Source organism: Kribbella sp. NPDC005582 (assembly GCF_040605415.1).
In the GTDB taxonomy this organism is placed as follows: domain Bacteria; phylum Actinomycetota; class Actinomycetes; order Propionibacteriales; family Kribbellaceae; genus Kribbella.
Genome location: NZ_JBEXCU010000008.1, coordinates 349,047 through 364,116 on the forward strand (window position 1 = coordinate 349,047; position 15,070 = coordinate 364,116).

The 15,070-nt window shown below is 66.8% G+C and carries 11 protein-coding genes; 3 read left to right on the forward strand and 8 right to left on the reverse strand.

All coding sequences use genetic code 11. The features are described from left to right. Nucleotides 1–5 precede the first annotated feature (5 nt). Entirely contained in the window at nt 6–965 is a 960-nt protein-coding gene (locus ABZS29_RS35665; RefSeq protein ID WP_355468964.1) for a serine hydrolase domain-containing protein, read from the forward strand. Here the strand turns inward: ABZS29_RS35665 and ABZS29_RS35670 are convergent. Further along, nucleotides 929–1,843 (reverse strand): CPBP family intramembrane glutamic endopeptidase, encoded by a 915-nt coding sequence (locus ABZS29_RS35670; RefSeq protein WP_355468966.1) that lies wholly within the window; start codon nt 1,841–1,843, stop codon nt 929–931. The two genes, ABZS29_RS35665 and ABZS29_RS35670, sit on opposite strands and share 37 nt — an antisense overlap. 118 nt (nt 1,844–1,961) lie before the next feature. Between ABZS29_RS35670 and ABZS29_RS35675 the strand changes: the two genes are divergently transcribed. Then, nucleotides 1,962–3,911 carry a histidine kinase gene (locus tag ABZS29_RS35675; RefSeq protein WP_355468968.1) on the forward strand — a complete coding sequence of 650 codons (1,950 nt, stop codon included), beginning with the start codon at nt 1,962–1,964 and terminating at the stop codon, nt 3,909–3,911. Continuing rightward, on the forward strand, nt 3,911–4,561 hold the full coding sequence (locus tag ABZS29_RS35680; RefSeq protein ID WP_355468970.1) for a response regulator transcription factor: 651 nt from the start codon (nt 3,911–3,913) through the stop codon (nt 4,559–4,561). Before ABZS29_RS35675 ends, ABZS29_RS35680 begins: the two co-directional genes overlap by 1 nt. Here ABZS29_RS35680 and ABZS29_RS35685 read toward each other — a convergent pair. The 7 genes from ABZS29_RS35685 to ABZS29_RS35715 form a co-directional block, all read right to left on the reverse strand. Next, nucleotides 4,535–5,449, reverse strand: a complete 915-nt coding sequence (locus ABZS29_RS35685; protein ID WP_355468971.1) for an aminoglycoside phosphotransferase family protein — start codon at nt 5,447–5,449, stop codon at nt 4,535–4,537. The genes ABZS29_RS35680 and ABZS29_RS35685 overlap by 27 nt on opposite strands. 130 nt (nt 5,450–5,579) lie before the next feature. Further along, entirely contained in the window at nt 5,580–6,314 is a 735-nt protein-coding gene (locus ABZS29_RS35690) for a VOC family protein (protein ID WP_355468973.1), read from the reverse strand. A 36-nt stretch (nt 6,315–6,350) separates the two neighbouring features. After that, nucleotides 6,351–8,336 (reverse strand): DNA/RNA non-specific endonuclease, encoded by a 1,986-nt coding sequence (locus ABZS29_RS35695; RefSeq protein WP_355468975.1) that lies wholly within the window; start codon nt 8,334–8,336, stop codon nt 6,351–6,353. 13 nt (nt 8,337–8,349) lie between these two features. Then, the gene (locus ABZS29_RS35700) at nt 8,350–11,451 is read right to left on the reverse strand and encodes an ATP-binding protein (RefSeq protein WP_355468977.1); all 3,102 of its coding nucleotides are present in this window, start codon (nt 11,449–11,451) and stop codon (nt 8,350–8,352) included. Further along, nucleotides 11,448–13,205 (reverse strand): serine protease, encoded by a 1,758-nt coding sequence (locus tag ABZS29_RS35705; RefSeq protein WP_355468979.1) that lies wholly within the window; start codon nt 13,203–13,205, stop codon nt 11,448–11,450. The genes ABZS29_RS35700 and ABZS29_RS35705 overlap by 4 nt, the downstream gene beginning before the upstream one ends. A gap of 18 nt (nt 13,206–13,223) precedes the next feature. Continuing rightward, nucleotides 13,224–14,582, reverse strand: coding sequence for an amidohydrolase family protein (locus tag ABZS29_RS35710; RefSeq protein WP_355468981.1), 1,359 nt, complete (start codon nt 14,580–14,582; stop codon nt 13,224–13,226). A gap of 153 nt (nt 14,583–14,735) precedes the next feature. Next, nucleotides 14,736–14,966, reverse strand: a complete 231-nt coding sequence (locus tag ABZS29_RS35715; protein ID WP_355468983.1) for a hypothetical protein — start codon at nt 14,964–14,966, stop codon at nt 14,736–14,738. Between the last annotated feature and the right edge of the window lie 104 nt (nt 14,967–15,070).

The following is a 15,070-nucleotide window of genomic DNA, read 5'->3' on the forward strand; positions in this document are numbered from 1 at the left end:
GGTGAATGCGAGATCTGCAGAAGTTCCTCGACTCTCTGGTTGCTGCCGGTTCGGCGGGTGCTCTCCTGCACTACCAGGGCCCTGATGGGCCTTGGGCCGGTTCGAGCGGAGTCTCAGAGCTCGGTACGTCGGCCCCGGTCGACCCGGCGGGCTCGTTCCGGATCGGTAGCGTGACCAAGACCTTCACGGCGACCGTCGTACTGCAACTGGTCGGTGAAGGAGTCCTGGCGCTCGAGGACCGAGTCGATCGCTGGTTGCCAGGCGTGCTGCCCGTCGGTGATGCGGTCACTGTTCGTCAGCTCCTCGACCACACCAGCGGTCTCTACAACTACACCGGGGACCTTCCCGACACCGCCGGAATCATCCGGGATCGCTTCGTGCACTGGGATCGCCAGCGCTCGATCAGCATCGCCGCCGCCCACCCACTCGCCTCCGAACCCTCCTACTCCAACACGAATTACATCGTGCTGGGCCTGATCATCGAGGCCGCGACCGGCCGCTCGTACGAAGGTGAAGTCACCACTCGCATCCTGCAGCCGCTGAGCCTGGACCACACCCTCATCCCGGGCGATGACCCCATCCTCCCGGAGCCCCACGCTCACGGCTACCTGACCCTCGACGGCCAACTGATCGACATCAGCGACTTCAACGCGTCCCAAGCCTGGTCGGCCGGCGAACTTGTCTCCACAGCGAGCGATCTGAACCGCTTCTACGAAGCACTGCTCACCGGCAAACTCCTCCGTCCGGCCGAGCTCGACGCTCTCCTCGCAGGCGGGCTCGGCATCGAGCACATCACTCTTCCGAACCTGGACCTCTGGGGCCACGGCGGCAGCATCTTCGGCTACCGAACCTGGAGCTACCACACCGCCGACGCTCGGCATCAACTCACGCTCTCCGTCACCACCACCAACGACGACACCCCGCCACCTCAGCCCGCCGAGCTCCTCGCCTCGGTCTTCACCTGATAGCGCTTGGCGAGCTTGAGGATCAGTACGCCGAAGAGCACGATGCAGGCAATGTCGACCACGGCGTACTGCCACGGCATGTCAGCGGCGGTTTCGTCGACGGCGAGTCCTCCGGTGTACGCCGACGAGATGACGAACATGACCAGGTTGTTCGTGACGTGCGAGGCGATCGCGGCCTCGATCCCGCCCGTGCGAATGGTGAGCCACCCCATGACCACGCCGAAGACCGTGAGGTCGACGAAGCCCCAGACCGTCCCCCAGCCGTGAGCCGCCGCGAACAGCAAGGCTTGCGGGACCACGCTCAGGACCGGCCGACGGAAGAGTGAGCCGGCTGCTTGCAGCAACCAGCCGCGGAAGATGAACTCCTCGGCCGCGGCCTGCAGCGGAACCAAGCAGATCAGCATGACCAACCCGACGGCGAACGGTGGCCACCCCACCCAGGAACCGTTCGTCGTCGTGTCCGCCTCGGGTATCCCCGCGGCGGCAGCCATCGTGAGGCCGAAGACCAGGCCGGCGACCACGAAGCACCGCCCGAGCCAGGACAGCCGCAAGCGCCCGGCCACCGACGTGACCGATCCCCACGTACGCCGCTGGAACCACCACATCGTCAACGCCAGCGCCGGCAGCCCGATCGCGACGGATGCGAGGGCGAGCGCGGTTTCGGTGAGGTCGTTGAAGATCCGCTGGCCGTCGGCGTCCTTCGGCAGATCCAGTACGGCGCCGATCAGCTCGAACTGCCCGAACACCAGCACGACCCCGACGATGTACAGACCGAACAGGACGAACGTGCCGATGATCGGCCGCCACCGGTCGGGCCGGCCGGTGACGCGGGCAAGTCGTTCGTACGTCACGGGTTCGGCGGATAGCGTGATGGTCATGGCTTCAGAATGCTGATCCGCACCCCGGATCCGCGTCGGCCGGAAGCACGATCACCGCCTCTATCGCTGGGTAGAGACGCCGGGCCGCCGGGTAGAGAGACCCTATGCTTTGGCCCTGATGGAACACGTCCGCAACTGGCTGCTGCCGATCGTCCTGGGGATCGGGTGGCTCGCGTTGCTCCCCGCCCTGGCCGATGCCGCCGAACTGCAGCTGAGCAACGAGCAGCTCGTTGCCGGCGCTGCGGCCTCGGTCGTGGCGGCGATCGCGTTGGGATTCCGCCGCCGCGCTCCCATCACGACACTCGGCGTGATCACCGCCGTACTGGTGATCGGTCATCTCGCGACTCCGCCGGAGGGACTGGCCGTCCTCCCGGTCGAGATTGTTGCCTTGTACTCCGTAGCCGTCCGCCGCACGTCCACGATCGGTTGGCGGGCCTTCGGCGTACTGACCGCCGTACAGACTTTGACTGCGTTGGTGTCCTATGGTCCCGGCTGGGACTTTGCCGGCGAGGCCGTGATCAACCTGATCTTGTACGTCGTCGTACTGGGTGCCGGTCAGAACCGTCGCCGGCGACTCGCGGCGCGGGCGGCCGCGGCGCAGCAATTGCTGGACGCCGATGCGCGCAGGCTCGATGCGGCGGCCGCGGAACGCCGTCGCCTCGCTCGTGAGTTGCACGACGTGAGCGCACATCACCTGACCTCGATCGTCGTCAGCGGTACGGCGGCCGAGCGGCTGACCGGCAGTCGGCCGGAACTGGCGGCCGAGGCGCTGTCCTACGCCGCGGATACCGGCCGCGAGACGTTGGAATCGCTGCATCAGCTGGTGGCCATGCTGGAGAACGGTTCTCCTGCGCATGCGGAACCACTCAGTGCGCGAATCACGGGTCTGGCGGAAGCCTTTACGCGGCTGGGGCAGCAGGTCGTGGTCGATGTCGCGCCAGAGGTGACCGGGCCGGTTGCTGAGGCCGTCTTCGGGATTGTGCGGGAGTCGCTGACGAACACGCTGCGGTACGCGCCAGGGGCCGCCGTACGGGTGCTGGTCACGCGTGCGGGCGACCGCGTCGACGTACTGGTGGAGAACGGGCAGGCGACTGGTGTTGCGGGCGCGGGTCAGGGCAGCAAGCGCGGAATTGCCGGCATGCAGGATCGCGCTGAAGCGGCCGGCGGAACCCTCAGTGCAGGCCCCGGGCCTGACGGCGGCTGGCAGGTGCGGGCGACCCTCCAGACTCCGGTGGCCGGTGCGGCCGTGGCGTCGCCGCCGGGCATGCGGTGGCAGGAGCGGTGGTTCGCGGACTCCGGCGTACTTGTCGGTGTCACGCTGCCGTCCGTCGGCGGGACGATCGGCTTGATCTCCGACGCGCCAGGGCTCGATGCTTCCACGATCAGCCTGGCTCTGCTGCTGGCTGTGATTCCGGGTCTCATTCTGCTCGGGCGCCGGGACCGGCCGTGGACGGTTGTGGCTGGGATCGTGCTCGCCGGATGCCTTTGGCCGCTCGCGATCGGTCTCGACCTGCTGCCCGAATCGCTCGCACCCGGTCTGGCGTTCGCCTTGGTGGCACCCGCGGCCGCGGTGTACGCAGTCGCGGCGTACGGCGGGGATCCGGTCGTGACCGCCCTGTCGATGCTCGCCTCCGGGGCCGGCTTCGGGCTCTCGGCGGGCATCCTGATGGCCCTGACCGAGCCCGATCCCGAGCCAGGGTTCGCGCTTTTCACCGGTGGGCTGATCGCGTTCCTGCTCATCCTCGTGCTCTTCGCGTGCTGGCTGACCGGCGTCTTCGTCCGGCAGCGCAGGATCAGGCGTCTGGACCACACCGGCGCGACTCTCGCTCAGCTCGTCCAGGCGACCGAGTTCGAGGTCCACACCGAGCGTCGACGAATCGCCGCCGGGCTGCATCACAGTGTTCTGACCCGCACGCACTCGATGATCGATCTCGCCGAGGCCGGCCGGCTGACCGACGTACTCGCCGAGGCGCGATCGGCCTTGGCCGCGATGCGCGAACTACTCGCAACCCTGGATGAGGACGGCACTCCGGCCCCTCGTTCTCCGACCGAGAAGGAGCTGACCTGATGACTGTCCGGGTTCTGATCGTCGACGACCAGACCGTGGTCCGCGCCGGTTTCGCCGCGATCGTCGACGCCGAACCGGACCTGACGGTCGTCGGCCAAGCCGGTGACGGCGCCGAGGCGGTCGCACTCGCCGCCGAGCGCGACCCAGACGTCGTACTGATGGATATCCGGATGCCCGGTCTCGACGGCCTCTCCGCCACCCGCATGCTCACCCAGCAAGGCGATCGCCCGCGCGTCCTCGTCCTCACCACCTTCGACCTCGACGAGTACGTCTACGAAGCACTCCGCTCCGGCGCCTCCGGCTTCCTGCTCAAGGACGCCCAGGCCGACGACCTCCTCACAGCCATCCGAGTAGTTGCCGCAGGCGACGGAATGCTGGCGCCCGCCGTCACCCGCCGCCTCATCCAAGCCTTCGCCGCCGGCGCTCCCACCTCCACCGAGTCCCTCGACAAACTCACCCCTCGCGAACGCGAAGTCCTGGGTTTGATCGCAGCCGGTCTCACCAACGCCGAGATCGCGGACCGCCTGGGCATCACCATCGGCACCACCAAAACCCACGTGAACGCCTTGCTGACAAAGCTGAACGCCCGAGACCGAGTCCAAGCAACGATCATCGCTTACGACCTAGGGCTCGTCCGTCCTCGCACGTGATTCCATCAACGTTGCTATGTAGTTGCTTAGTCGTTGCTCGAGGCATGCGGTCGTCAACTCCATCCGCCCAGCCTCACGCCACGGCTGCGACACTCTGCTGATCTCCTCAGATGCCGCCAATGCGTCCCGCACGAACCAATAGCGCCGATTGGCTAGCTCGCCACCAGCCTCCTGATAGGCCTCGGCGAACCGCAGTCCCCACTCCGGCCCATGCAGCAACGCCAAGTTGGTCGAGCAGTGCGACACATCGAGCTCGGCCGGCCCCCACGACGTACCGGCCCAATCGACCACCCCCGTGATCCGTTGGCCTTCGAACAACACGTTGCCCGGCTGGAAGTCCCGATGCAAAAACCTCCCGACGTACGCCGGCGCCGGCCGCCGAATCACGTCGATCGCCTCGCTCCAGTCCGCCCCCGCAGGCACGACCGCGGTCTCCGCAGTCGACAGCGTCACAAAGCTTTTCGGCCGCTCCCGCGGCTGCACCCCATGAATCGCGACCAACTGCCGAGCCAACACCGGCAGCCGCTCCTCCACCCCCTCATCGTCAAGCACCACCCGCCCCGGCAGATGCGTCATCAACAACGACGGCCACTCACACTGCTCTCCAGCCGGATCAACCGCCACCAACCCCGGAGCCACCACCCCGCTCCTCTTCGCCAACGTCCGCAGCGCCCCAGCCTCCCGCCCAAGCCAGTCACTCGCCTCCACGACGTCAATGAAGCTGCGCAGCACCAACCCCCGCGTCCGGCCGTCCCCCGTTGAAACCGTCAACTTGACCACCCGCGCTGTAACCCCACCCTGCAGCGCCATAGCCGCAACAACCCGCTCTTGTGGTTGTAACTGCCGCTCCACCCAAGCCAACGTCAACCGCCCGACACCCTCGATCACCCCGTCAGCACATCACCGTCCCCCCACTCAGTCCAGCACTCCCACCAGCCTGAGCCCTCCACCCACACACCACCCGCCCTTGTGCACAACCCGCACCCTCGTGCACAACCACCACCTAAGAAGCGTGGGCTCAGCCTGGGGCAAGCAGACAGAACTCATTCCCCTCCGGGTCCGCAAGCACCCTCCAAGAAACCTCTTGCCCCAGATCAACCGCAGACGCCCCAAGCTCCTGCAGCCTCTCTGCCTCCACCTCCACGTCATCCCCCGGATACGGCCGAACATCAAGATGCACCCGGTTCCACACCGTCTTCACCTCAGCCGTCCGCACAAACTCCAAATACGGCCCAACCCCCGCCCCAGACCGCAACCTAGCCAGCTCGTCACCCACCTCATGCACAACCCAGTCCGTTGCCCGACCCCAAAAGCCGGCCATCCCCCGCGGATCCAAACAATCCACCACCACCGCAGCAACCGGCCCCGTATCCCGATAGATCTCCCGAGGCTCCAACACACAAAACTCGTTCCCCTCCGGATCCCCCATCACCACCCAAGGAACCTCCCCCTGCCCCACATCAACCCGCGAAGCCCCCAGCCCCTCCAACCGCCTAACCATCTCCTCCTGCTCCTCGACGGTGGCGGTCGCCAGATCAAGATGCACCCGGTTCTTCACAGTCTTAGGCTCCGAAGACAAAACCAGGTCCACCACCACAGCCACCGGATCCGGATACACAAACCCCACAGGCTCAAGGTTCGTCACCCCAGGCCCCTCACTAGACATCTCCCACCCCAACGCCTCCGCCCAGAACCTCCCCAACGCAGAGTCGTCCAAAGCCTTCATATTCACCTGCACCAGCCGCGTACCCATGCCGCGATGCTAACGCCGGCCCGCACATCGAGATCGTCAGGCGACGATCTGCTCGAAGGAGTCCAGCGGGACGAACACCGGTTCGCGGCTGTCGACGGCTTCATCACCGATCCGCGCCTGGCCCAGCGGATCAGCCGGGATGTAGGCGCTTAGGTCGTACCCGGTCGCGTCGGCGAGGTCGGCGATCGCGATCTGGAACGTCCGGTACGGACCGAGAACGAACCCCTCGACCGCCTCGACCCGCGATCGCTTCTCCAGGAGATCGCGGATCATGTCCCCTTGACTGAGCAGGTACGCCGTGGCGTGCAGCTTCTTGCCCCCACTCGCCGGCATCACGACGAGCTTCCAGAACTCCCGTGGAACGGGTAGCCCTTCGACGAGCTCCGGATCATCGGCACGGAAGACCGGTCCGGTGAACACACACGTCTTGAAACCCTTGGTCCGAGCGCTGTCGAGGATGTAGTTCTCGAGCCCCTGCCACAACTGCTTGCCCTGATTGAGTTGTGAGTGCTGGAGGGCCGCGTTGACGTAGTGGAACGTGTCCGCGTTGGCGTCCTTCGCCAACTGGGTCGCGTCGTTGCTGCCGGCCGCCGCCACGTCCCAGTTCGGGTCTTCGCGTCGTACCATGTGCCCGCGGTCGATCTGAGGATCGCTGTAGTCGGCCTGGGTGAGCTGGATGTCTGCCGCGATCCTCTTGTCGGCGAACCACTTGTCCTGGGTCCGCTTGATCCGCACCGTGTGCTCACCGTCGATGTTGACCGCCGTCATCAACGGCTGCTTCCGGTCCGCGCGGTACTTGACGCCGAAATGCGTGTACCGCAGCTCGAAGGGCCGGTCGGGTAGCTGGTCGGTCGGCTCTGCGAGGGTCGCCTCCGTGGCGGCGTCGAGTACCGGCCAGGGCGCGGGCAGTTTCTTGCCGAGGAAGGCCGGGTCGTATCCTTCCCGCCCGGCGAAGAACTCGGGCCCGTGCGATCCATCCACCGCCTCGGTCGGCGCCTCCACCACCACCGGACCCCGGGCCCTGCTCATCGGCCGCTCACCGGCCAGCAGCCGCCTGAGAGTGCCGACGCCGACAGCATTGTTCTGTACGCCGTACTGTCCGGAGAAGTGCAGCCCGACCACGCCCTTGTTCTCCAGGCTGATCAGTGGTGAGCCGGAGTTGCCGCCCAGACTGGTGCAGTCGTGACTCAGGGCCTGGCCACCGCCGAGCGCCTGCATGACGAAACCGGGCGCGAACCGCTTCACGTTGAACACGCCCTGGAAATAGCGGGCCTGGTCGTCCTTGTCATTCCGCGAGTCGTACGCCGGGTATCCGATCAGTGCGACGCGCTGGTCTTGCTCCGCCTCTTCGTCGGCCAGCGGCAGCGCGGACGGCAGACCGGGCTCTCCCTCGATCCGCAGCAGCGCGAGATCAGGTGACGCGTCGTCGGCGAGATAGATGATCTTGGTGACCAGGATCGGTGTCGCGTCGCCCGGGTTGGAGTGGACCTCCTCCTTGAAGTCGATCCGTGCCTTGTACAGGATTCCGGCCGGCGAGCGCAGGAAGACGCCACTGCCGTCGGCCACCCGGGCAGCGACCAGCTTGGCGACGTGCCGGTTGGTCGCGACGATGCGGCTGGTACTGGTCGGCTCGTCGATCACCCAGCCGGTGCCGCCCCACTCCATGTCGTGATTGACGAACTCCACCCGCCCGACGGACTTCACGTACGACTCGACACCCTTGATCAGTACGTCGGTACCGGCGGCGAACTCGGGCAGGGGTTGCATCACCACCGCGTTGTCCTCGACCAGCAACGGCGGGCGGCCGAACCGCCGTACTATCGCCTCGAGTTCGTCGGTGCGCAGCACGCTCTCCAGGTCGTCGCCTTTGTCGAGCCGCTCGGCATCCTGCTCAGACACCAGGACCGGCGGAACCTCTCCGGCGGCGATCGCCTCCGCAATCACCGCCCGCAAGGCGGGATTCTGCAACCTCTCCTCGGCCTGAGCCCGTCGTACAGCCTCGTCCTGCGTTCCATTCGACATTGCCGTTCCCCCTCTAGATCTTGTAACGCCGCCTCTGCAGCAGCACCGCTACCGGTGGCACGAACGCACTCGGCACGGACCACCGGAGCAACCGCTCCGCCGCGCCCTCCACGTCATGCCGGTCCCGTGCCGCCTCTGTCGCAGCGGCGAGCATCTTCGGCGCCCGCCGTTCCAGCAGCCCGAGTACGTCGTCAGCCGCGAATCCCGGACACCACGCCTCGAGCTGCGCTTTCGCCGATCCGAACTTGGCGGAGTCCGCCTGCAGTACCGCCAGCCGATCCGCGATGGAGACGTCGACAGCCCGCGCCCACGTCTTGGGTTTCGTCTTGGATCCGTAGGACCACGAGCCGGCCGTCGTCCGGCGCCAACGCTCAGCAGCCATCCCGACCAGCCGCAGGTCAGGATCCTCATGAAGATAGGCCGCGGCCGCAACCGCCTCCGCCAGCAATCCCAGATCGGTCAACACCTGCATCGCCTGCGAAGGGTTCCCGTAGCTTCGCCAGGGCTGCGAACCCCGTGGTGCCAGGAATCCCAGCGCATCGAGTCCTTCCGCCACAGACCTAAACCACTCACCGAGGTACTGGTGATCCGGCAACTGACTCATCGTGCCGACCAGGTCGGCAAAGGGCGACAGCACGGCGAATGAACGCGCCGCCAGCACCGACGCGTCGGCCTCACCGATCTCCACCGGACCGGTCTGCCCGGTGATCCGCTCCCAACCGGGAGAGTCGCCGGAGAAGCTGGTGGTGGCGACGCCATGCGTCCACCAGCCCTCGACGTTGGCAACCACGTCGTACCTCTTCACTGTCCGCACGAACTCGATCCCGGACCGATACAGCGCAAACCGGAGCGTCCCGTCGGCTCCAGTCACCGTCGATTCGAGCGCTACCCTCATCGCGTTCCGGCCTGCTTCCGGATCCGCGGCGAGAGCTTGAACGCACGCGTCGAAGCTGAACTCGGCCCCCATCTCCAGTCGGCAAAGCGTGTCGGCGAAGGCCACGCCCTCCTCCGGAGCCAACGGATTACCTGCACCGGCTCGGTCCCAACCGCCGTGCTGTAGCAGCAGCTCGCGTGCTTCACGCCAGCGGCCGGAACGCCACAGGAACGTGATGGCCGGGATCGCTTCCGGCCCGGTCGGGTCGTACGACGCGCCGACGTACGCGCGGTCGTACACGTAATTGCCCTCAAGCCAGTCCGAGCGCTCGTTCATCGCCCGCAGTTCGACGACCGCATTCAGATCCAGCGCTCGGCCCGGTGCGGCCTGTTCACCGCGGTAGCTCGTCGAGCGTTCGCCCTGGCTCAGCAGTACGACGTCCTGCGCCGCCTTCGGAAGTTCCGCGATCGTCAACGGATCAAGCTGGGCGAGTACCGCGGGGTCGATCGGCGGCACCGCGGACCGGCGGCGCATCAGCTGAAGCTCGTGATAAGCCGACTCGACCGCACACCACGTCTCCGGACGAGCCTTGAACCACTTCGCCGCTGCTCGGTCGATACCCGCCGACTTCCGCGGCTCCGCGTCGTACAGGAGCGGCAGCAGGACAGACCGCATGTCCGTGCGATGCCGCACGAAACCGCCGACCGCTGGTTCGACGAGCCAGTGCTGACTGGCGAGCGTCTCGAACAACTCCTGCGCCCGCGCGACACTCAGCCCCTTGAGCCCGACCCGCGGTCCGACCACCTCGCGGATCACGTCAGCGTTGATCAGCCGGACGACCAGCCCGGGGACCGCCAGCTTCTTCAGCGCCTCGTCGTCGAGCCGGGACAGGATGAAGCGATACAGGTACGGCACCGCGAGCTCACCGCGTCCGCGTGCCTTCGGCAGGTCCCGCGTCCCGTGCTCGTTCGCGAACTTCGCCGCCAGCCGCAGCGCCAGCGGATTCCCGTCGGCAATCGTTCTCAGGTCCTCCCACGCTCCCGGATCAACATCGAGCCGCGCGAGCAGGTGGTCGGCGCTGCCCGGGTCCAATCCGGTCAGCGGAATCTGCTCTCCGACGTACGGACTCGTGGCGTCCAAGGCTCCGCCGCGACCGGCGCCGACGATCGCGATGGGCACGTTGAGGACCCTTGCGAGCTGGTCCAGCCAACTGAACAGCCGGACCGGATGCGTCTCGCCACGGGCCCGCAGTACCTCCAGGGTGTCCAGCGTCAGGAAGATCCGGCGCGTTGGACTACCGAGTGCGTTGGCCAGCACGGCTCCCAGCTCTTCGGGCACCCGCTCTTGCCCCTCGCCTTTGAGCAAAGGTGCACTGGCCACACGTTCCCGGCTCTGCTGGATCCGTTGCTCGGAACCGGGAAGTTGCGCCGACACTTGCCGGGCGAACTCCAGCGTCAGCCCGACGGAGTCCAGTACGTCGAGCCCGGCCCGGTCGAAGTCGAACCTGACCACGACCCACTCGTCGTCCCGGCCGAGCAACGTTGCGGTGACCTCCTCGAGCAGCGCGGACTTCCCGATGCCCGGCAGCCCGTCGACGTACAGGGCCGATGCCGGGCGCCCGGTGACCGCACTGTCGAGCCAGCGCACGATCTGCGCGATCTCGGCCTGACGTCCGAAGAACCCGCGGTCCTGGTTGGTGGATGCGACCAGGTCGAGATGGGTGAGCGCCGCGTTGACCCGAGGCGCCTGCTGATACTGCGGCGCGAGCTCTCCGACCCGGCCGAGCCCGACGGCGAGCCGCTCGAGTGTCTCCCGATCCGCATCGTCGCGGACCGCGGCAGCGATGGCGTCGCCCGCGAAGATCCCGGCCGCCTCGATCGCGTTCAGCAGATCCACCGTCGGCTGATCCTGCTCCTTCTCCCGGCGCCAGGCGACCGCGCTCTGCATCCGATCGTCGGCCGCGAGGGCGTTGAGGATCCGTCGCCGTTCGGCGGTGCGCATCAGCCACTGCCCGTGCACGGCGGACAAGGCGGTGTCACAGGCCTGCGAGAGTCCGGCGGCGATCGCAGTCAGCTCGCTCGGGCCGGCCGTCTCCACCTGATCGATACTGCGCAGCGCCTGGACCGGGTCGAACGGACCGGACAGTGCGGCGTACACCCGCGCCTGGTCGATGCCTTGGGCAATGATCACCGGTTGGTCCGCGACGGATCCGCTCGACAGCACCGCGTCGTACTCGGTCATGGCGTTTCTCCCTGCGTACGCAGGAGCGCCAAATACGGCTGCAACCTGTCGACGACAGTGCCCAGATCCTTGGTCGCATATCGCTGGTTGAACTGCACGAGCCCCTGTAGCGCGATGTCTGCCTGGCTGCCGATCACGATCGGATCGACTGCCTGGGTGAGCTCCGCGGCGGCTCGGGTCAGGCAGTCCTGCAGGTCCGCCCGCGTGAACCCGGTGAGGTAGTCGACGACCAGCCCGGCCGGCCCCTCCCCGCCGGTGACGTCAGGCGCGGCGAACTCGAGCCCGGCCAGCCGGACGGTCTCGAGACCGGCGATGACGAGGCGAATGCGCGGCAACGTCAGGCACGCCGCCACAAACCCTTCCAGATGGAGCCGGGTCGGGTCCGACATCCGTCCGGACGGACCGTCGAAGAAGAACCACACCGTACGCCCCAGCTTCGCGGCCCCCTCGTTCACGGCGAGCGCGAGCCTGGCCGCCCGATCCCGAGCCGCTGCCTCCGGAGCCGCCTGGACCGGATCCACCCCACCGGGTGACGGCGCCTCGACGACCGCGAGACCGGCTGCTTCGACGCGCTGCGTGAGGTCCACCATCAGGTCGGGCACCGCGTCCCCGACGGGCACCCGGACGGCGAGGTGCGCGCCGCCCTGGCGAAGCAGCAACTCGTCGAGGATCCGGTAGGAGAAGCCGAGCCCGCTGTCGTCGCTATCGGTCCGCTTCACCCTGATCCCGCGCACCCGCGTGATGTCCTTGCTCGCCTCGGCGACGCTTCGGACGAAGAGGTCTCGCCCGATGACGAGGCGATCGCTCTGCCCGTCCAGGTGCCACAGTTCGATGGGCGAGATGTCGTTCTGGATCAGCCCTGCCACGGCGTCGAGGAACAGGTACGCCGGAACGAACCGCCCGTACTTGCCCTCGCCCGCCTTGCCTTGATGCAGCCCGAAGAACTCGAACCGTTCATTGAAGCAGGCGCCGCCGGACGAGCCGCCCGCCGTCTTGACGTCGTGCCGCAGACGGACGCTGACGCCTCGGATCTTCCAGGTCTTGCCGTCGCCCAGCCCTTCGTCCACCCCGGCCGGAAAGTCGAGCAGGTACAGCTTCATCCGGGACGTCGCCGGCGGCGCGGTGGGCGGCATCCGGACGAACCCGAGGTGCCGCGCGGCCGGTCGGCGCAGCGTGAGCAGTGCGACGTCATGACAATTCAGTACGTCGGCATCCTGCCTAGGCGCGATGCTCTTCCACTCGTCAGCACCACACGGCGATTCGAACGACGGTGGAATCGCGGCATCGTGAGTGGTGCCGTCGGCTAGCGTCACCGTCACCCGTGGGGGCGGATTCTCCACCACACCCGGACCGTCGCGCCGGACCACGTGCCACGCCGTGAGCACCAACCCGGGACCGACCAGGCAACCCGAGCCGGCGAACCGCTGGTCCACCTCGATCCGGCACCGGAAGGTCTTCGCCCGTTCGAGAAAGTGGTGCATTCCCTCGATGTTGATCCGGCCGCCGCCGGCCGCCGTACCGTCGATCTCGACTCCACGCGCCCGCAACGCCTCGCCGAAGGCGTCCAGAAGATCGAGGGCCTGCAGCTGAATGATGCACTGCTTGGCGGCGTCAGTCCCGAGGAACGCTGCCGCAGCGGCGAAAGAGGCAAGGTTCAGCGGGTTCGCGACATCCTGCTGGATGGCAGCCAGCGCTTCGTCGGCGACCGCCGGAAAGGTCTCGATGATCTCGATGAGCTCGGCATCGTCCCACATGGACCTGCCTCCCCGTCATCAGTGCGGTGGCTGCAGGGGGCGGGCCAGCCAGGCCGGCGTACGTCCGAGCGCATAGCGCTCGTACCGGTCCCGGAGTCTGCGGTTGTTCTTGTTCCCCGAGTCGTCGAACCCTAGGAAACGCAGGGCGTTGCCGCCCATGAAGTCGTCGGCCGGACCCGCTCCGAGCTTGTCTCGGTAGAGGTCGCGGTACGTGCTGAGGAACTTCTGCCACTCCGGGTAGACAGCGAGCATGTACCAGTCGGTGCCGTACATCAGCCGCCTGCCCATCACCTCGGTCGCCGCCCGGCCGAAGATGTCGTGGAGGCGGTCGAGGTACGGGCCGGACAGCTCGCGCTCGTGAATCTTGTGGTCGCCGACGTCGGCGTACAGGAACTCGAATCGCGCAGCGGCGTTCGCGATCTGGAAGATCCAGGCATCCGGGTTCTCGACCGCATGAGCGCCGCCGAAATGGCCGAGGTTGATGTGCAGACCGGGATACTTGCCGAGGACATCGATCCAGCCGCCCGGACCAGCCAGACCCGCGGTTTGGTAAGCGTCACTGGCGTACTGCGAGTTGTTGCAGTGTGCCGTGATCGGCACCTGCTCGGCCTCGCACCACGTATAGAACTCGTCGAGTACGACGTTGAGCGCCTCAGCCTCTTCCGCGGTGACATCCCCGACAGCCACGTTCTTCAGCGGCCGGAACCCCATCGGCGGATAGAGCTTCACGCCCACGAACCCGAACCGCAGCACCGCATCCTTGACGATGGCCAACGGCGTATCGATGTCCCCAGCCCGCCGGGACCGCACCTCATGGCGCGGATCGAACCCGACGAACGGATGCACCCGCGCCATCGTCGGCCAAGGGAACCGGCCAAGCATGCTCAGCCGACTGATCTGCTCCTGCAGAACAACCTGTTCACGAATCGTCGTCTTGGCCCGGTCACCAAGCGCCGTACCCAGATCAACCAACATCGGACAGAACAGATCCACCTCCGGATAGGTGGTGGTCAGCACCCCCGTCAGATCCAGCCGGGACTTAGTGAAGAGCTTCGCCCACGTAACCACCCGACGTACCGCCTTGGCGGCGTCGAACAGCCCCTCCTCGGTCCCACCCAGCTCCTGCCCAGCCCGCCGTACCAACTCCGGATTCCGCTGCACCAACTCAGTCAGCTCCGCGTCAACCTCAAGCTCCAACTGATCAGCCGGATCAATCAAACGCTCCGCCGGCTCCAGCCCCTCCAGCCCGTCCCCGAACGTGCTCCCCCCAAGCAACGAGTCCAGCCGAGCCTTCTCCTCGGCATACCCCGGCGCCCCCTTCTGCACAACAGCATCCAGCAACCCCGCCACGGCCCCACTCACCACCGAGTCATGCATCCCCACATGCCGAACAAACCCGCGAACAGGCAAGTCGTCCCCGTTGAAGTTGTGACAATGCACATCCACCACAGGCATCGCAAACACCCCCACCAAGAGGAGCACCCCAGTCCACCATCTGATACACCGTGGGGACACGCGATTACGGACAGCTCACCTCAGCCTCAAACGCGACCGAAGCTCGGCGATAACTCCCTTCTCAGCCGCAGTGATATCGCCATCGACAGCGGCCACCCGCTCCGCGACATCGATGAGCTCGCTCAGATCCCCTGACTCGGCCTCCAGACGGTCCCACACCTCGCCGGCGTCGATATCGACAAGGCGAGCGAGCTGCTCATCAAACACTTGATGTCGCTCGCGCACGACCCGGACCAAGTGCTTCATCAGCAACGCCGGGACTGCCCCGAGTTCAGTTGACTCGCGGGGTTTGGTGTTTCAGGCCGCGAGTGCGACGGGTTGAATTGTCTCAAACTCGATGGGTGTGAGTT